Genomic DNA, 17,941 nt, shown 5'->3' on the forward strand with positions numbered 1-17,941 from the left:
GGTCTGACGGTCCCGGAACAGCAGCAGGGCTCCCAGCGCGACGCTAAGAGCCCTGCTGCGTTGGGTGGGAGTCTCCTGATGTGGGCGTGACACGTGACGACAGAACCCACCCAAGGGGGGCTTGGCAGGTCTTCATGCGGCCCGGCCGCGCCTGGGTCTGGACGTCATGGCCGGGGCGGCTGGCAGGCCGCTCCGGCCGGGTGGAACCGGGCGCTCGGGGGCCCACGTCCCCCCGTACATGCTGACCGTCCTGGGGTTACTCTTCGCTGTCGCGCCCGCCGTCGTCTGGATGGCGATCGCCCGCACCCGTTCCGTCGGATGCGCGGTCGGGGGCCTGCTGCTCGCCGGAGCCGGTCTGCTGGTCGGTGTCCAGCAGGGCTGGCTCGACGCTCCCAGACCCGACGCCCATCTCGTGTTCACGGCTCTCGCGCCTCTGCTCATCGCCTGCGGAGCGGGGTGGGAGGGACGGCGCGGGAGCTCGCCTTCGCCGCAATGGGTCTCCCGTCGCAACGGGGCGATCGGCTTCCTGGGGGTGCAGTTCGCCCTCACTCTCGTGGTCGGCCTCCTGTACGCGCTGTTGATCAGCGATGGTTCGGAGGCCCCGCCGTCCAAGGCCCTCCCGTCGTTGCCGCCGGGCATCAGCCTGGTCGACGAAGACGTCAGCTGCGGGTCCGGCGGCTGCTGGCGCGTCGCGACGGTCACCAGTGAGGCCGGCCTGTCCCGCCAGGAGATCATCCGCGAGCTGGGTCTCCAGCGGGAGAGCTGCCGTACCAACGGCTGGCTGCTCGATCGGCGTGACCTGTGCGTCGGAGCCACGGACAACGGCAAGAGCGTCAGCATCTACGCCGGCTTGGGGTACTGAGAGAGGGCTTTCTGGTCAGCGGTGGTGGTCCTGAACGATGATCCGGAACAAGCCGCGCGCGGGTCCCTGAAGGCGTCGGCCCGGCGGCTGTCCCGGACCTTGCCCGCTCCCGGCTCCGCTCGGCCCCACGCCGAGCGGAGCCGGGAGTTCCTGCCGGTCAGGCGGCTGGAGTCGGAGCGGCAGTCGGCCACGTGCACCGGCCCCGCCCCCGCCCCGCCCCGCCCCGCCCCCCCCCCCCCCCGGAGACGTTCAGGAAGACCTGGCACCACTCGTGAACTGAGGCGGTGTGTCGGGACGAAGACGCCCGGCGGCTCTCCGGTCGCTCACGCCGGGGATCGCAGCGCGCGCAGGTGGTCTACGGCGATGCGGGCGCTGGTGCCGATGACGGCGTCCGCCGCGGGCTGCCGTGCGGCGGTCCGGATCGCGCGGGTGAAGACGGCCACCGCGTACGGTCCCCCGTCCGGGTAGTCGACGACGCCCACCTCGGCGCGCAGCGTGGGCAGCGTGCCGGTCTTGCCGGCGACGCGTACGTCGTCGAAGGGGAATCCTGAGGCGAGCCGGTGGGGCCATACCTGCAGGTTCAGGATCCGGCGCAGTTCCTCGGCTCGTTCGGGTGAGCACGCCTCATCACGCCACAGCGCCCGCAGCAGGCTCGTCATCTCGCGTGGGGTGCTGCGGTTGGTGCGCAGGGGGTCGAGCACGCGCAGACGTGTCAGGACGCCGGGGTCGAGTTGGAGCAGTGACTCGTCGCCGTCGCAGTCCTCGGTGATGGATTCGATCAGCTCGCGGGTGGTGTGGACGGCGACGGTGTGGTCCAGGCCGAGTTCGCGCATGGCGGTGTTGACCGCGTCGACACCGACCCGTGCGAACAGGACATCCGCCGACGCGTTGTCGCTGACGGTGAGGGCCAGGGCGAGCAGGTCACGCAGGGACATGGTGACGGGGTCCCGCAGCATGGACAGGCCGGTCAGGCCCGGGGTCCGTTCCGAGGCTGCGATCTCCAGCCGTTCCGCCGGGTCGAGCCGGCCCGCGTCGGCGAGGCGCTGCACCGTGACCGCGAGGCACAGTTTGTGGACGCTCGCCGTGCTGACGAGGCTGTCGGCCCCGACCGCCACTTCGGCCCCGCTGTCGATGTCGATCGCGTGCAGCCAGCCGGTGACCTGGGCGTCTGCGAAGGCGCCTCGAATGCGGCGTTCCGGCCCGCCGCCGGAGGATGTGCCCCTCACACCGGGAACCCGTCGTACGCCGGGCGCGGCCGCGCAAGCCGCCGTGCCACCGCCGTCTCCGCCACAGGCACCATGTCTCCTCGCTCTGCAAGTACGCGTTCCAGGACCTCGGCGAAGAGGCGCACCGCCGGGTCCTCCCGGCGTCCGCGCAACCACGCCGCGGACACCTGCTCCATCAGCGGCGCCCCGGCCAGAGGACGCCACACCGCCCCCGGTGGGACGGCGCGAGCCCGCGGCGCGAACGTCACAGCGGTGCCGGAGAGGACCATGCCGTCCAGGAACGCCGCGTCCCGCCCCGCGATGACCGCTCCCGGCTCGAAGCCGTGCCGCCGGCAGGTTCCCAGTATCTCCGCATGCACGGCCGGTCCAAACTCGGGAGGGAAGAGCACGAGGTCCCGGCCGTTCAGGGCCGCGAGTTCGACAGGACCATGACCGGTCGAACCGGCCATCAGCACGCCCAGCGGGCGGCACATCACCACTCCCAGCCCCAGGCCCGCCACCTCGCAGGGATGCCGCAGGACGCCGGCGTCGAGCGTCTCCGCCAGCAGCTCGTCGAGCTGGTCTCCCGCCGAGAGTTCGCAGAGGTCGAGCCGCACGCCGGGGGACCGCCGGCCGAACTCTCCGACCAGTGCGGCCACCACCGCGCTGCCCAGTTCCTGCGGCACCGCGGCGCGCAGCACACCCGCCGTACCGCTGCGCACCCGGCCCGCGACCGCCAGGAAGCCGTCGGCGCGCTCGAGCAGGGGCCGGGCCTCCGCCAGGAGAAGGCGGCCCCCTTCCGTCAGGTCGACGCCGCGCGCGGACCGGTCGAAGAGCCGGACTCCCAGCTCCTTCTCCAGCCGTTGGATGCGCTGCGACAGCGTCGGCTGGGCGAGTCCGAGCCGCGCCGCCGCTCTGCCGAAGTGTCGCTCTTCTGTAACAGCGACGAAGTAGCGCACGTGCCTGATCAGGTCCACAACCTGCGATCATAGTCGTATCGCTATGGGCGTCTGCTGCATAGTGCTCTTGGACCGGTGACGTGAAGTGCTGCTGTCGTAGGCGCCATGCCCGATCACTTCGACCCCTATCCCCACCGCAGGCGCCGCCGTTCGCGCCGGCCCGTGCTCCTCCTGCTGGTGACCCTGGTGGGCCTGGCCGCAGGTGCCACCATCGCGTGGCGCCTCCTGGGCGAGGACGTCCCCGACGAGCGGACTGCCGCTCTCGAGACGTTCTTCTCCGCCTGGTCCAGCGGCGACATCGGCCAGGCGGCCCGTCTGACCACCGAACCGTCCGCTGCGCAGGCCCGGCTGGCACAGCTCCGCAAGGACCTCCCGGTACCCGTCTCCTTCGAGCACGAGGCCCCGGAGGGATCCACGGGCACGTACCGCTTCCGGTCCACGTACGACCTCCAGGGCGGCCGGTGGTCGTTCGAGAGCTCTGCCGCCGTCGTGGAGCAGGAGGGAGAGATGCGGGTGCGGTGGAGCTCCGCCCTGATGCACCCGCGTCTGACCGACGGCAGCAAGCTCGCCCTGCGCGAAGGCAGCTCCGGACGCGGCGACATCCTCGCCGCCGACGGCCGGCCACTCGACGGACTCGCCCCCGCCCTGGTCGGCAGCCCCGGCAGCAGCGGCCTGGAGTACCGCTACGACGACCGGCTCCGCGGCCGCCCCGTCCAGACCGTCGCGATCGTCGGCACGAGCACCGGCAGGGTGCTGGCCACGCTCCACAGCGGCGAGGGCCGCCCGGGGCAGAACGTGACGACCACCCTCGACCGGGATGTCCAGCAGGCCGCGGAGCGGGCGCTCGACGACGTGGACGAGAACGCCGCTCTCGTGGCCATACGCCCCAGCACCGGCGAGATACTCGCCGCCGCCGACAACCCCCGCACCGGGCAGAACCGCTCACTGATCGGCCGCTACCCGCCCGGCTCCGACTTCAAGGTCGTCACCGCGGCCGCACTGCTGGAGACCGGGCTCAGCGTCGACTCCCCCATGCCGTGCCCTCGGTACGAGACGGTCGCCGGGCAGCGTTTCGAGAACCAGGACCTGTTCAAGCTCCCTGCCGGCTCGACCTTCGGTGACGACTTCGCCCACTCGTGCAACACCGGCCTCATCGCCCAGCGAGGACGGCTCGGCGCCACGACCCTCAAGGACACCGCGGCGGCCTTCGGCATCGGAGTCGAATGGAACGTGGGAGCGGTCACCTTCGACGGCTCGGTGCCCGCGAACACCAGCGACAACGACAAGGCCGCCGCGATGATCGGCCAGGGACGCGTGGAGGCGAGCCCTCTCGTGATGGCCTCGGTCGCCGCCACGGTCAAGGACGGCACCTTTCGCCAGCCCGTCCTCGTACCCTCCGCGGTGAAACAGCGGGCGACGGCGCCCCGGGCACTGAAGCCGGGTGTCGCCGACAGCCTGCGGACGATGATGCGGTCGGTCGTCACCGAGGGATCGGGCGCCGCGCTGCGAGGGATCCCCGGCGAACCGGGCGCGAAGACCGGCACCGCGGAGTTCGGCACGGAAACCCCGCCCCGGACCCACGCCTGGTTCATCGGTTACCGCGGAGACCTCGCCTTCGCGGTCCTGCTCGAGGACGGCGGCTCCGGGGGTGCCGACGCCGGCCCTGTCGCGGCCCGCTTCCTCCGCGCGGCCGGGACGCCCTAGCCGAACCCGGGGCGCGTGAAGGCGATGCGGACAAAATCGCCCTCTGCCCCGAACACGCCGATGTCCGAACGGCCTTACGCACTCTTCGCGACGGAGCCGCCGAGAAAGCGCGCTCCGCCACGGACTGACCATGCAAGACGAGGTCCGAGCACAGGAACCCCTGCGTTCCTGTACGCGGGTGGGCCAGGGAGGAGACATGTCCACCCGACGGAACCACCCGGCGCCGGACCGGCCGGCGACAGTCCGGACTCTGACCGACCGACACTCATGTGGAAGGGAACACACGTGACCAGCACAGGACCCCACCCCTCCCGTCGTACCGCGCTCGCCCTCGGCCTCGGCGCGGCCCTCGGCACCGCTCTGCCCCTCGGTGCGCCGGCCCACGCCGCCGCCGGGCGGGACGGCGTCACCGCGCGCCTGAGGGAGCTGGAGCAGCGCCACGCCGCCCGCGTGGGCGTGTACGCCCGCAACATGCGCACCGGACGCTCGGTGGCCTACCGGGCGGACGAGCGCTTCCCGATGTGCTCGCTGTTCAAGACGGTCGCCGCGGCGGCGGTGCTGCGCGATCTCGACCGGGACGGCGAGTTCCTGGCGAAGCGCATCCACTACACCGCGGCGTACGTCGGTCGGTCCGGCTACTCGCCCATCACCGAAACGGCCCCGAACATCGCGAACGGCATGACCGTCGCCGAGCTGTGCGACGCCACCATCTGCCACAGCGACAACACCGCGGGGAACCTGCTGCTCGTCGAGCTGGGCGGTCCGACGGCCATCACCGCATTCTGCCGCTCGATCGGCGACGGCCGGACCCGGCTGGACCGCTGGGAGCCCGAGCTCAACTCGGCGGAGCCGTGGCGGCGGACGGACACCACCACGCCGCGCGCCATCGGCGGCACGTACGCCCGCCTGGTGCTCGGTGACGCGCTGGCCGGCGCCGACCGGGAGCGGCTCACCGGCTGGCTGCTGGCCAACACGACCAGCCTCGAACGGTTCCGGGCCGGCCTCCCGGCCGACTGGATCCTCGCGGACAAGACCGGCGGCGGCAGCTACGGCGGCAACAACGACGTCGGCATCGCCTGGACGCCGGACGGCACTCCGGTCCTGCTGGCCGTCCTGACGACCAAGCACGAGCAGGACGCCGTGGGCGACCATCCGCTGGTGGCCGCCACGGCAGCCCTCCTCGCGGCCGAACTCGGCTGACGGCCTCGCGCACGGTGAGGGGCTGTCCCCTCACCGTGGCGTGGACGTTGCTTCTGGAGGACCGGCTTGCTCACGTCGGGCCGCAGCTCATCCTTCCGTGCGTGCGCATCAGGTGGGTCGCGGTCACGGTGTCAGGGCGGCCGCGGTGATGGCCACGTGTGCGGTGCCGCGGCCCCAGGGGTCGAGCAGGCGGCCCATGCGCTTGTCGGTGCGCAGGGTCAGGGTGCGGGCGTTCACCGCGAGCCGCGGGTGGTGGTGCAGTATCCGCTCCTCCAGTGCCGCGCAGTCCGCGGGTGTGCGCAACCACACCGACAGGAGAAGGTTGTCGGTCCCGGTGACGGTGGCGCACACCCTGGTCTCGGGCAGGGCCGCCAGGGAGCGGGCCACGGCGTCCACGCCGGGCCCGGGCACGGCGATCCGGAAGGTGGCGACGACCGGCCAGCCGGCCAGGTGCTGGGCGAGGTCGCAGCGGAAGTAGATCTCGCCGTGGTCGGTCATCCGCCGCAGCCGACGCCGCACGGTCGTCTCGCTCAGCTCGCAGGTCCGGGCCAGCTCGGCGTGGCTGCTGCGCGCGTCGACGCCGAGGGCGCGCAGCAGCCTGCGGTCGCTCTCGTAGGGCCCGGTGCCGGGTCGTGGCCGGGCGGGCCGTCTGCCGCCCGTCAGGTCGGAGCGCTGCTGCTCGTTGAGCGTGTGCACCAGCCATCCGCTGCCGTCCCGGTGCACCCCGGTGCACACGCTCAGCCGCACCGCGCGCACGCCGTCCATGGCGCCGAGCCGCCGGTGGACGAGGTCGTCGAGGGAGGGCAGGTCACGGGCGGCGACCGACAGGAACAGCTGGTGGGGCCCCGTGGTGCGTTCCAGGCTGAAGACCGGTCCCCACTGGCGCAGTCGCTCCGCCAGCCGGTCCACCGCCGCTGCTTCGCAGGCGAGGTCGACGTAGCCGACCACGGTGGCGTGGTGGGTGGGGTAGGCGGTCATCCAGGCGGCGCCGCTGTCGGTGAGCCGTCGCCACCGCCGGGCGGTGGTGGTGGCGTCGATCCCGATCACCGCGGCGATCCGCGACCAGGGGGCGCGGGGCTGCAGCTGGAGTGCCTCGATCAGCGCCAGGTCGATCTCGCTCAGTTCGGTGACCAGAGCCGGAGACGACGCCTCGGGGGACGGTGGCCGGGGAGGAGCGGGGGCGGCGGTGGGCAGCACGGTGCTCATCCTGTCAGCGCCGCCGGTGGAACAGAAGGGCCGCTGGACCCCGGTCCGTCGTAGCGGATCACGGGCCGACCGCCTGACTCGACCTCGGGTCGTCATGGCCGGGCCGTCCTCGTGCGGCGGCGGATTCGGGCGGGGCATGCGCGCCGGGAAGTGGAATCCGGCGATACGGGGGTGGCGACCGGGGCGCGGTGCAGGGTGTCCGCCAAGCGTCATCCAGCCGGGCAGGAGGACCCCCCTGTGCTGAGAACCACCCGGACGACCGCCGTCCTGCTCTTCGTCGCCTGGGCCGTCGACTACATCGACCGACAGGTCATCAATCTGGCCCTCCCGTTCATCGGGGACACGTTCGACCTGACGCACGGCGAACGCGGCATGATCATCTCCGCGTTCTTCCTCACCTACGCGCTCACCCAGATCCCCGCCGGCTTCCTCGCCCACCGCTTCGGCGGGGTCCGGATGGTCTGCGTGGCGCTGGTCCTGTGGTCGCTGTTCACCGGCCTCACGGCGATCGCCTGGTCGTTCACCGCCCTGCTGGTCTTCCGCGGCCTGTTCGGCGTGGCCCAGGGCCTGTTCCCGGCCGCCGCGATCGACACGCTCAGCCGCCGCAGCGTCCCCGAGCAGCGCCTGACGGCCAACGGCTGGATCCAGAGCTCCAACGCGATCGGCGGCCTGCTGGCCGCCGTGCTCGGCGCGTTGCTGCTGGCGCACTGGGACTGGCGGGTGATGTTCGTCGCCGTCTCGGTCCTGGGGCTCGTGGTGGTGGTCGCGATCCGGCGCCTCATGCCCGCTCCCCTGCCCGCCGAGAAGACGGGCCCCGTCCTGCGGCGCACCGGGCACGGCCCGTCGGCGCTGCTGAGGTCCCCGGTCATCTGGGGTTTCGCGGTGATGTTCTTCGCGTACGACATCGTGGTCTGGGGACTCAACAGCTGGAGCGCCTCCTACCTGATGGACGAACGCGGCCTGGAGGTGGCCGACGCGGGACTGGTCGCGCTGGGGCCGACGCTGCTCGCGGCGGTCACCGCCGTCGTCGGCGGTCGTCTCTCCGATCGGTTCGAGGGCCGGCCGCGGCGCATCGTCGTGCCGGCCATGACGGCGGCGGCCGTACTGATCGTCGTGCTCCCGCTCACCTCCTCGCTGACCTGGTTCGTGGTCGTGGCCACGCTCACCAGCGCGGCGATGGGCCTGTGCTACATGCCGTGCTTCTCGGTTCCCCTGCGCAGTCTGCCGCCGGGGCTGACGGGCGCGGCGGCCGGGGTCATCCTCTTCGGCGGCCAGTTCGCCGGGATCGTGACGCCGGTCCTCTTCGGCCACGTCGTCGACGCCTTCTCCTACCGCGTCGCCTTCTGGTCTCTGCTCCTCGGGCCCCTGCTCGCGATCACGGCCGTCCTCTGCCTCCCGCAGACCTCGCAGAGCTTCCTGGCCCGCCTTCACGCCCTTCCGGTCCACGACCGTACGACGAAAGAGGAGATCGACAGCGATGCGTCCACAGCTCCCCCCTCCGTCTGAGAACTCCCTCACCGAGGACCTCACGGCCCGCCTCCCCCACTGGGAGCAGGTCTACCGCGACCTGCACGCCCACCCGGAACCCGCCTTCGAGGAGCACCGCACCGCCGCGGTGGTCGCCGAGGAACTGGCCGGCATCGGCGGCTGGGAGGTCACGACCGGGATCGGCGGCACCGGTGTGGCGGCCGTCCTGCGCAACGGGGCGGGGCCGGTGGTCTGGCTCCGGGCGGACATGGACGCCCTGCCCGTGCACGAGGAGACCGGCCTGCCCTATGCCTCCGCGTCGCCGGGTCTCATGCACGCCTGCGGCCACGACGTCCACGTGGCCGCCCTGCTGGGCGCCTGCCGGCAGCTCGCCGGCCGTCCCGACGCCTGGCGGGGCACCGTGGTCGCCGTCTTCCAGCCCGCCGAGGAGGTGGGCCGCGGCGCACAGGCCATGCTGGACGACGGCGTCCTCGACCGGCTCCCGCGCCCCGAGGTGGTCCTGGGCCAGCACGTGGGCCCGCTCCCCGCCGGCCTGGTGATCACCCGGCCGGGCGTGCTCATGGCCGCCGCGGACAGCGTCCGCGTCACGCTGTACGGAGCGGGCGCGCACGCCTCCGCCCCGCACCTCGCGGTCGACCCGCTCGTCATGGCGGCGGCCGTGGTCATGCGCCTCCAGACGGTGTCGGCCCGGCTCGCCCCGCTGACCCCCTCTCCGCTGCTCACCGTGGGCGCGCTGCACTCGGGCACGGTCGCCAACGTCATCCCGCACACCGCCGAACTCCTGTGCAGCCTCCGGACGTTCGACGAGCGGACCCGCGACGGCGTACTGGACGACCTGCGCCGGGTCGTCGCCGCCGAGGCGGCGGCCCAGGGCGCCGAACGGATGCCGGACGTGCGGACCTACGACTCCTTCCCGGCGACGGTCAACGACCCGGAGGCCACCGACCGCGCGCTGCGGGCCCTGACCGACGGGGGCGCCCTGGGCCGTGTGCTGCCCGTTCCCCTGGCGGCCAGCGAGGACTTCGGCCGCTTCGGGACCGCGGCCGGCTGCCCGTCCGTCATGTACCACTTCGGCGGCGCCGATCCGGAGACCTTCGACGACGAGGCCGTCGCCGCCCTGGAGCGCGGCGCGCTTCCCCCGGGCACCGTCATGCCCCACTCGCCCCGCTACGCGCCGTCCGACCGCCATGCCGTCGCCGCCGGGGTGCGTCATCTGCTCGCCGCCTCCGCCGCGTGGCTGGGCGGCGGCAGCGGCACGGAGGGGCCGCATGCGGCCTGAACCCCACCCCAGGACACGACGAAAGGAAGAACTCATGAGGTACGGGAAACCGCTTCTGCTTGCCGCCGCCCTCGCCCTCGCCCTGTCGGCGACCGCGCCCGGCGCCGCCGCGCAGGCCCGTCCCCAGGAACCGGCCACCCCCGCCTGCGCCTGGCAGCCGCTGGGGTACCGCACCTCGAACGTCGCCTACCCCGACACCCACACCCAGTACTGGCTGCTGCACTACACCAAGCAGGACGGCCTCGCCATCACGCTCGAAGGCCGCTACCCGGACGCCCGCTACGCGTCGTTCACGTCGTACGACGCCCGGCACGACAGCTTCACGGGCCCCGACGGCTCCGCCTCCGTGCTGGCCGACCACGGGATCGCGCCCGACCGGGGCAGCGACAACCCCTTCGAGGAACCCTCCCGCGCCGGCGGAAAGTACACGGTCACCGTCACGGACGAACCCACCCGCCGGCCCAACGTCCTGCCGCTCTCGCCCGCACAGGCCCCCGAGGGCGCCGCGGGCACGGTCATCTACCGGGTCTACCTGCCCGAGGGAGAGGTCCGGCTGCCGAAGGTCACCTTCCACCGCGACGGCCGGAGCACCCGCGTCGCGGCCTGCGCCGACGCGCAGAACGCCGCCGCGACACCCGCCCCGGCAGGCCCGGGCACCACGCGGGGGGCCGCGGCGGCCCCGGCCGCCTCCCCGGCGCGGCCGCTCTTCGCCAGGCTGCCGGGCTCCGGTCTGTACCCCCTCCCCGACAACGCGTACGTCGCCGCCGGCTTCGACGCCCCGCCCGCCGGGCAGGTCCTGCTGGTCCGGGGCAAGGCCCCCACCGCGACCGCGCATCGCGGCGCGCAGCCCTGGCCCGACCCGAACGCCCAGGTCAGGTACTGGTCGATGTGCAACAACCTGTGGTTCGGTCCCGGCGAGGTGGTGGCCAACCCGCGCCCCGACGGCACGGTGGAGCCCGGGTGCCGGGCCGACTTCGACACCCGGCTCGCCACCGACGGCACGTACACCTACGTTATCGGCACCGAGGAGCAGCGCGCGGCGATCGAGGGGATCCCGGGCGTCACCTTCCTGCCGCTCTCCGCGAAGACGCCGACGGCCAGACACCTGCTGATCCTGCGGAACATGCTCGCCTCCCCCGGCTTCGCCGAAGCGATCCAGCGGGTACCGGCCGGCAGCGACCCCGCCCGCACGGCGGAGACGATGGGTGCCTACTACCCGGAGGCGACGTACTGCGGCCTCACGGCGCTCACCGCTTCCGGCCCCGCTGCCTGTCCGACGCCCTGAACTCGACCGTCCTTCCGCTCCGTGACGCAGCCGTGCAACCGGGGGCACCCCGCAGCTGTACCTGTCGAAGCGCCTGCGGCACCCGGTCCTCCCCGATGGGCGTCGGGCGGATCGACGGCAGGAGTGCGTACGCCGCGGGCCGAGGCGGCGCGCGGGCCGGCGGACGGCTTGAGGGCGTAGGACTGCGACACGAGCAGGACCATACGGCCCAATCCCTGCCACACCGCTGCATCCGCGGGGCACTGAGGGAACGAAGCCCCTCACGCACCGCCCTGCCAGACGCCCGGCAGCAAGGGAATCCACATGCAGACGATCGAGCCGCACACCGTCGACCGCGACGTCACCGCGGCGCTGGACAGTTTCCTCCACGACCTCTTCCGACAACGCCTCGACGAAGCCCTGGCCATCGACGGGACCTTCGCCGCGGACATCGCCCGGCGCGTGGCCGCCTTCACGGCCGGCGGCCACCGCCGCAGGGCCGGCCTGCTGTGGTGGGCCATGCGCGCGGTCGGCGGGGAGGAGGACGAGGCCGCGGCCACGCTGCGCGCCGCCGCGGCCGTCGAGCTCGTCCAGACGTGCGCGCTGATCCATGACGACGTCATGGACGATTCCGGGACGCGCCGGGGTGAGCCCGCCGTCCATGTGGCGCTCGACCACCAGTACGGGACGGAGGGGCGCGCCGGCCCTGTGGCGGGCTTCGGCAGGTCGGCCGCCGTGCTCGCCGGAGATCTGGCCCTGGCCTGGGCGGACGACCTGTTCGCGGAGGCCCTGCTGAGGACCCCGCACTCGGCCGGGCTCGGCGCGCAGTGGCGGGCGATGCGGACGGAGATGGTCGCGGGGCAGTATCTGGACCTGCACGCGCAGGTGACCGGCGCGGGCTCGGCCGGGCTCGCCCTGCGGACCGCGGTCCTGAAGACGGCGTGCTACTCGGCGGTGCATCCGCTGCTCCTGGGGGCGCGGCTCGCGGGGGCCGGGGAGGGGACCGTCCGGTCGCTGCGGCGGGCCGGCCTGTGCGCCGGGATCGCCTTCCAGCTGGAGAACGACCTGCAAGGGGTCTTCGGCGACCCGGCGCGTACCGGAAAACCGGTCGGCGAGGACCTGCGCGAGGGCAAGGCGACGTACCTCATGGCCGTGGGACGGGCGCTGTGCGTCCGCCGCGGCGACACCGCGGGGCTCCGGCTGCTGGACACGGTCGTCGGCTCCCCCACGGCGACGGACGCCGATCGGCGCCGCGTACGGGATCTGCTCGACGGGCACGGGGCCCGCGCGCACGTCACCGCGCGGGTGGACGGTCTGTGCGCGCGTGCCGTCGACGCCCTGCGGCGGACCGATCTGGTGGCCGGGCCCGCCGAGCGGCTGGAGCGGCTCCTCCTGGACGCCTGCGGCCGGACACCGGCGGGGGTCGCCTCGGCCCGGCGTGCCGGTGCGGGGGGACCGGGCCTGAGGGAAGCGGCGCACCGGTCGTCGGCCGCGGTGACGGGAGGGGTGCGGTGAAGAGGGTTCCGGGGGCGACGGATCACGTCGTCGTGGTGGGCGCGGGGTTCGCCGGTCTGTCGGCGGCGCTCCATCTGCTGGGCGCCGGACGGAAGGTGACCGTCGTCGAGCGCGACCCCGGGCCCGGCGGGCGGGCCGGGCGGCTGGACCTCGGCGGGTTCCGGGTGGACACGGGGCCGACCGTCCTCACGATGCCCGACCTCCTCGACGAGGCGTTCGCGGCCGTCGGGGACTCGCTGCGCGAGCGGGTCGACCTCGTACCGCTCCACCCGGCGTACCGGGCGCTGTTCCACGACGGGAGCGGCGTCGACGTCCATACGGAGGCCGAGGCGATGGCGGCCGAGGTGGAGCGCTTCGCCGGGGCCCGGGAGGCCGACGGCTATCTCCGGCTGCGCTCCTGGCTGGCCCGGCTGTACGCCGTGCAGGAGCACCGGTTCATCGGCGCGAACTTCGATTCTCCGGCGCAGCTGCTCCATCCGGATCTGGCCCGGCTCGCGGCGCTGGGCGGGCTGGGACGCCTGGACCGCGCGATCGGGTCCTTCCTGAAGGACGAGCGCCTGCGGCGGGTCTTCTCGTTCCAGGCCCTGTACGCGGGCGTGCCGCCGTCGCGGGCGATGGCGGCGTACGCGGTGATCGCGTACATGGACACCGTCGCCGGCGTGTACTTCCCCCGCGGCGGGATGCACACGGTGCCGGTGGCGATGGCCGAGGCCGCCCGGCGGGCCGGGGCCGGCCTCCGGTTCGGGGAACGGGTCGAGGCGCTCGAACGGTCGGGGCCGCGGGTGACCGGCGTGCTGACGGAACACGGGCGGATCCCGTGCGACGCGGTGGTGCTGACCACAGAGCTGCCCCACGCCTACCGGCTCCTGGGGCGGGCGCCGCGGCGGGCGGTACGGACGCGGCACTCCCCCAGCGCCGTGATCCTGCACGCGGGGACGGACCGCACCTGGCCGGTCCTCGCCCATCACACGCTCCTCTTCGGGAGGGCGTGGGCGCGCACGTTCGACGAGCTGACCCGTACCGGGGAGCTGATGACGGATCCGTCGCTCCTCGTCACCCGGCCCACGGCCACGGACCCGTCGCTGGCGCCGCCCGGCCGGCACCTCCACTATGTGCTGGCGCCGTGTCCGAACACCGACATCGGGCCGGGCGCCCTGCACTGGGGTGAGCTCGGCCCCGCGTACCGGGATTCCCTCGTCCGTGAGCTGGAGCGGCGCGGGCTGGACGGCTTCGGCGACGCGATCGACGCCGAGTGCCTGGTGACGCCGGCCGACTGGGCGGCCGTGGGGCACAGCGCGGGCACTCCCTTCTCGGTCGCGCACACCTTCGCCCAGACGGGGCCGTTCCGCCCGCGCAACCTGGTGCGGGGCACGGAGAACGTGGTCCTCGCGGGCTGCGGCACCACGCCCGGCGTCGGCGTGCCGCCCGTGCTGGTCTCGGGGAGGCTGGCCGCCCACCGCATCACGGGAGCGGCACCCGGAGCGCGGCGGCGTGCGGTGCCCGCCGTCGCGGGCGGCCGGCGGGAGGTCTCGTGACCTCTCGTGAACTGGACGCGGCCGGGGCGCACGACCCCGCGCTGCGGGCCGCCTACGCCGAGTGCCGGCGGCTGAACGCGCGGCACGGGCGGACGTACTTCCTCGCGACGCGGCTGCTGCCGCTCGACCGCAGGAGCGCGGTCCACGCCCTGTACGGTTTCGCCCGGCGCGCGGACGACATCGTGGACGAGAACGGCTCCGCGTCGGCGGAGGAGCGCGCGGCGGCGCTGGACGTCCTGGAGGCCGAGTGGCGCCGGGCGCTCCGCGGCCAGGAGGTGGCGGACCCCACCGTGACCGCGGCGGCGCACACGCGTGAGCGCCTCGGGATCCACGCGGGGCACTTCGACGACTTCCTCGTCTCCATGCGCAGCGACCTGTACGTGAAGGAGTACGCGACCTACGCCGAGCTGCGCGCGTACATGCACGGGTCGGCCGCGGTCATCGGGCTGCAGATGGTGCCCGTCCTCGGGACCGTCGTGCCGAGGGAGGAAGCCGAACCCTACGCGGCGGCGCTGGGGATCGCCTTCCAGCTGACGAACTTCCTCCGCGACGTCGGGGAGGACCTGGACCGGGGCCGGGTGTACCTGCCGGCCGACCTGCTGGCGGCGTCCGGGGTCGACGGGGAGCTGTTGCGGTGGAGCAGACGGACCGGACTCCACGACCGCCGGATCACGGAGGCGCTGCGGACGGCCGTGTCGCTCACCCGTGACGTCTACCGGGACGCCGAGCCGGGGATCGATCTGCTGGATCCGGTGTCCGCGCCGTGCGTGCGCACGGCGTTCGTCCTGTACCGGGACATCCTCGCGGTGATCGAGAGAGAGGGGTATCCGGTGGTGCACCGGCGGGCCGTGGTCGGCGCGCGCCGACGGGTGTCGATCGCGCTGCCCGGCCTCATGAGGGCCTTGGCCGCGCGGGCCCGCCAGGGGACCGGATCTCCCGTCGTGGGCGGGGGTGCGCCGGGGGCGCGGGGTCTCCGGGGCCGAGAGGGCGCGAACGCGCCGGAGAGGACCTGAGGTGACGGAACGACACGGGCGCGGCGACCGCGGTCGCGTGCCGCTGAGCTTCCGGCGCGACGCGGTGCGCTGGGAGAGCCAGCGGTCCACGTGGCGGCAGGCGCGTCCGGCGGCGATCGCCGCCGGGCTGAAGCGGGCGGTGTCCCGGCCGTCGGGCAACTGGTACGTCGTGGGGGCGAGCGCGGACATCCGGTCGGATCGTCCCGCGGGCCGGACCGTGGCGGGCACCGAGGTGGTCCTCTGGCGCGACGCCGGGGGCGAGGTGCGCGCGGGCTCCGGTGTCTGCCCGCACCTCGGCGCCGCTCTGAAGGACGGCGTGGTCCGGTGCGGGACGCTGATCTGCCGGTGGCACGGTCTGGCTCTGGACGGCTCCCCGTTCGCGGGCTGGGAGCCGTGGCCGGTCCACGACGACGGCGTCCTCGTGTGGGTGCGGCTGGATCGCGTGGGGGGCGAGGAGCCGACGGCGCGCCCGGTGGTGCCGCCCCGGCCGCCGGGCGGGGCGGCGATCGCCGCCGTCTACACCGGCGTCGGCGGCTGCGAACCCGAGGACGTCGTCGCCAACCGGCTCGATCCCTGGCACGGCGCCTGGCTCCACCCGTACTCCTTCGTCGACCTGGAGGTGCTGTCGGCTCCGGCGGACGACGCCGCCGGAGCCGACGACGCCCTCGTCGTGCGGGTGTCGTTCAAGGTGGTGGGCCGCGCCGTGGTGCCGGTGACGGCCGCCTTCACGGCGCCGGAACCCCGTACGGTCACCATGCGGATCACGGAGGGCGAGGGCGTCGGCTCGGTGGTCGAGACGCACGCCACGCCGCTGACCCCGGCCGGGTCCGGCCGGCCGCGCACGGCCGTGGTCGAGGCCGTCCTGGCGACGTCCGACCGTCCGTACTTCGGTGCGGTCAGGGCCCTGGCGCCCCTGCTGCGGCCCGCGATGCGGTCCGCGGCGGGACGGCTGTGGCGCGACGACCTGGCGTACGCGGAGCGCCGCTGGCGGCTCCGGAGCACGGGCCGGTTCCCGGGCTAGGGCGCTTCCTCGGCGGTTGCCGGGCTCCGGTTTCTCGGTGGTCGCCGGGCGCGGCGCGCACGGCGACCACCCGCGAGGGCACGGCCCGGGCCGTGCGCGGTCGTCGCGTGTCAGGGGGTGGAGGCCGCGCGGGCGAGGAGCCTCAGTGCGGCGGAGCGCCCGGCGGTGGGGACGGTCCACAGCGTCTGGCCGCGCAGGCCCCACCGGTGGAGATGGGCGTTGGCCGCGAGGAAGCCCGTGGTGGCCGCCCGCTCCATGAGGGCCACGGGGTGTTCGGTGCGGACGAGGTCTCCGGCGACGGTGACCGTCGGGTCGGAGGTGTGGACGGTGGGGCGGTTCCGGTGGCCGCCCACCTCGAAGAGCGGGCAGTCGGAGCGGAATTCGTGCCGCTCGTCGACCACGTTCGCGGCACGGGTCTCCGGCCAGGCGCGGTGCAGCCGCGCCACCAGTTCGCGGGAGAGCTCGCGGGGGTCCGTCGACGGATCGACCGCGTAGGCGTGCAGTTCGACGACCGAGCCGCCGGTGCGGGCGGCCCAGCGAGCGGCTTCGCCTTCCCAGCGGTCGAGCACGCTGATGTTGTCGAGCGGGCCGTATCCGCTGGTCCCGAGGAAGCCGGGGCGCTCCGGGCGCACGGGACGGTCGAGCCACAGACGGGACACGAGGAAGGGCGGCGCGGTGCGGAGCGCGCCGATCCGGGCGCGCCAGGGTGCGTCGCAGAGGGCCGGGGACGCGGCGACGATGCCCTGGAGCCCCGTGGTGTCGGCCGCGAGCACGAGGGCGTCGGCGTGCCGGGAGCCGTCGGTGGAGAGGAGCGTGTGCCCGCCTTCCCGCGCGGGGACGATCTCCTGGACGGCGGTGTCGGTCAGGATGCGGACCCCGTGGCCGCGCAGGTAGGAGGCGAGGGGGTCCCACAGGGCCTGCGGGTAGGGCTCGTTGGGCACGTCGAAGAGCAATCCCTCGGACGAGCCGAGGAAGTAGATGTGGAACATCAGCACCAGCTCCGCGGCGGACAGTTCCCCGGGGTCGGCGAAGAAGCTGCGGGAGAAGACCTCGAAGGCGAGGTGCTGGGCGGCGGGCGGGAACCGGATGTCGTCGAGGAAGTCCCGCGCGCTGACGTCGTCGTACCGCCGGTAGACGTCGGAGACGCGTACGTCGAGCAGGGGGAGCGCGGCGGGGGCGTTCATCCGGGCGAGGTCGCGCCAGCCGAAGCTCGGGCTGAGGGCCACGAAACCGAGGGCGCTCCAGGGCGGTGTGCGCGGCACCCGCGCGAAACTGTCCTGGAGGCCGGAGCCGTGCCGCAGGGGGTAGTCGGGCAGGCCGGTCAGCCGCTCCAGGGAGGGGTCGATCCTGCGCAGCAGTCCGCGCAGGTTGTAGTACTGCCGGAAGAAGGCATGGAATCCGCGGCTCATCGTCACGTCCGAACCGTCCTTCAGCCGGTCCGGCCAGCCGGCCAGCCGGCCGCCGAGAACGGGCTGCCGCTCGTAGAGCGTGACGTCGACCCCGCGTTCGGCGAGGATCGTGGCCGCCGCGATCCCGGCGATCCCGCCGCCGACGACGGCGCAGGTGGGACGTCGGCCGGCGGGCGTCCGGCCGAGCCCCGGCGCGGCGGGCACGACGACCGCTCTGCGGTCGCGGCCGCGTGGGGCACGGGCGTGGCGGGTGGGGCGCATCGCGTGGGCTCGCTCTCGTG

Annotated in this window: 14 protein-coding genes; 10 read left to right on the forward strand and 4 right to left on the reverse strand. The window is 74.0% G+C overall.

Features of this window, described 5'->3' with window-relative positions; translation table 11 throughout:
• The first annotated feature begins 238 nt into the window (after positions 1–238).
• Positions 239–862 carry a hypothetical protein gene (locus tag ACFVQZ_RS17610; protein ID WP_383623490.1) on the forward strand — a complete coding sequence of 208 codons (624 nt, stop codon included), beginning with the start codon at positions 239–241 and terminating at the stop codon, positions 860–862.
• Between the two features lie 323 nt (positions 863–1,185).
• Here ACFVQZ_RS17610 and ACFVQZ_RS17615 read toward each other — a convergent pair whose 3' ends face one another.
• Positions 1,186–2,088, reverse strand: coding sequence for a serine hydrolase (locus tag ACFVQZ_RS17615; RefSeq protein ID WP_383623493.1), 903 nt, complete (start codon positions 2,086–2,088; stop codon positions 1,186–1,188).
• The gene (locus tag ACFVQZ_RS17620; RefSeq protein ID WP_383623495.1) at positions 2,085–3,026 is read right to left on the reverse strand and encodes a LysR family transcriptional regulator; all 942 of its coding nucleotides are present in this window, start codon (positions 3,024–3,026) and stop codon (positions 2,085–2,087) included. Before ACFVQZ_RS17620 ends, ACFVQZ_RS17615 begins: the two co-directional genes overlap by 4 nt.
• 105 nt (positions 3,027–3,131) lie before the next feature.
• On the opposite strand from ACFVQZ_RS17620, the gene ACFVQZ_RS17625 reads away from it, so the two are divergent.
• A complete protein-coding gene (locus tag ACFVQZ_RS17625) occupies positions 3,132–4,730 on the forward strand; it encodes a penicillin-binding transpeptidase domain-containing protein (protein ID WP_383623498.1) in 1,599 nt (532 codons plus the stop codon).
• A gap of 267 nt (positions 4,731–4,997) precedes the next feature.
• Positions 4,998–5,930 carry a class A beta-lactamase gene (bla, locus tag ACFVQZ_RS17630; RefSeq protein ID WP_383623501.1) on the forward strand — a complete coding sequence of 311 codons (933 nt, stop codon included), beginning with the start codon at positions 4,998–5,000 and terminating at the stop codon, positions 5,928–5,930.
• Between the two features lie 123 nt (positions 5,931–6,053).
• Here bla and ACFVQZ_RS17635 read toward each other — a convergent pair whose 3' ends face one another.
• Entirely contained in the window at positions 6,054–7,136 is a 1,083-nt protein-coding gene (locus ACFVQZ_RS17635; protein ID WP_383623504.1) for an Lrp/AsnC family transcriptional regulator, read from the reverse strand.
• Positions 7,137–7,373: 237 nt separating this feature from the next.
• Between ACFVQZ_RS17635 and ACFVQZ_RS17640 the strand changes: the two genes are divergently transcribed.
• The 7 genes from ACFVQZ_RS17640 to ACFVQZ_RS17670 all read left to right on the forward strand — a co-directional run bounded on the left by ACFVQZ_RS17640 (position 7,374) and on the right by ACFVQZ_RS17670 (position 16,251).
• Positions 7,374–8,642 (forward strand): MFS transporter, encoded by a 1,269-nt coding sequence (locus tag ACFVQZ_RS17640; protein WP_383623507.1) that lies wholly within the window; start codon positions 7,374–7,376, stop codon positions 8,640–8,642.
• Positions 8,614–9,903, forward strand: coding sequence for an amidohydrolase (locus ACFVQZ_RS17645; protein ID WP_383623510.1), 1,290 nt, complete (start codon positions 8,614–8,616; stop codon positions 9,901–9,903). Before ACFVQZ_RS17640 ends, ACFVQZ_RS17645 begins: the two co-directional genes overlap by 29 nt.
• A gap of 34 nt (positions 9,904–9,937) precedes the next feature.
• Positions 9,938–11,188 (forward strand): hypothetical protein, encoded by a 1,251-nt coding sequence (locus ACFVQZ_RS17650; RefSeq protein ID WP_383623513.1) that lies wholly within the window; start codon positions 9,938–9,940, stop codon positions 11,186–11,188.
• Positions 11,189–11,491: 303 nt separating this feature from the next.
• Positions 11,492–12,682, forward strand: a complete 1,191-nt coding sequence (locus ACFVQZ_RS17655) for a polyprenyl synthetase family protein (RefSeq protein WP_383623517.1) — start codon at positions 11,492–11,494, stop codon at positions 12,680–12,682.
• A complete protein-coding gene (gene crtI / locus ACFVQZ_RS17660) occupies positions 12,679–14,217 on the forward strand; it encodes a phytoene desaturase family protein (protein ID WP_383623520.1) in 1,539 nt (512 codons plus the stop codon). Before ACFVQZ_RS17655 ends, crtI begins: the two co-directional genes overlap by 4 nt.
• Complete coding sequence (locus ACFVQZ_RS17665; protein WP_383623523.1) at positions 14,214–15,230, forward strand: phytoene/squalene synthase family protein; 1,017 nt, start codon at positions 14,214–14,216, stop codon at positions 15,228–15,230. Before crtI ends, ACFVQZ_RS17665 begins: the two co-directional genes overlap by 4 nt.
• A gap of 1 nt (position 15,231) precedes the next feature.
• A complete protein-coding gene (locus ACFVQZ_RS17670) occupies positions 15,232–16,251 on the forward strand; it encodes a DUF5914 domain-containing protein (RefSeq protein WP_383623525.1) in 1,020 nt (339 codons plus the stop codon).
• A gap of 110 nt (positions 16,252–16,361) precedes the next feature.
• On the opposite strand, the gene ACFVQZ_RS17675 is transcribed toward ACFVQZ_RS17670, so the two are convergent.
• Entirely contained in the window at positions 16,362–17,921 is a 1,560-nt protein-coding gene (locus tag ACFVQZ_RS17675; RefSeq protein ID WP_383623528.1) for an FAD-dependent oxidoreductase, read from the reverse strand.
• Positions 17,922–17,941: the final 20 nt, after the last annotated feature.

The sequence above is a fragment of the Streptomyces sp. NPDC057854 genome, from assembly GCF_042797055.1.
Classification (GTDB): domain Bacteria; phylum Actinomycetota; class Actinomycetes; order Streptomycetales; family Streptomycetaceae; genus Streptomyces.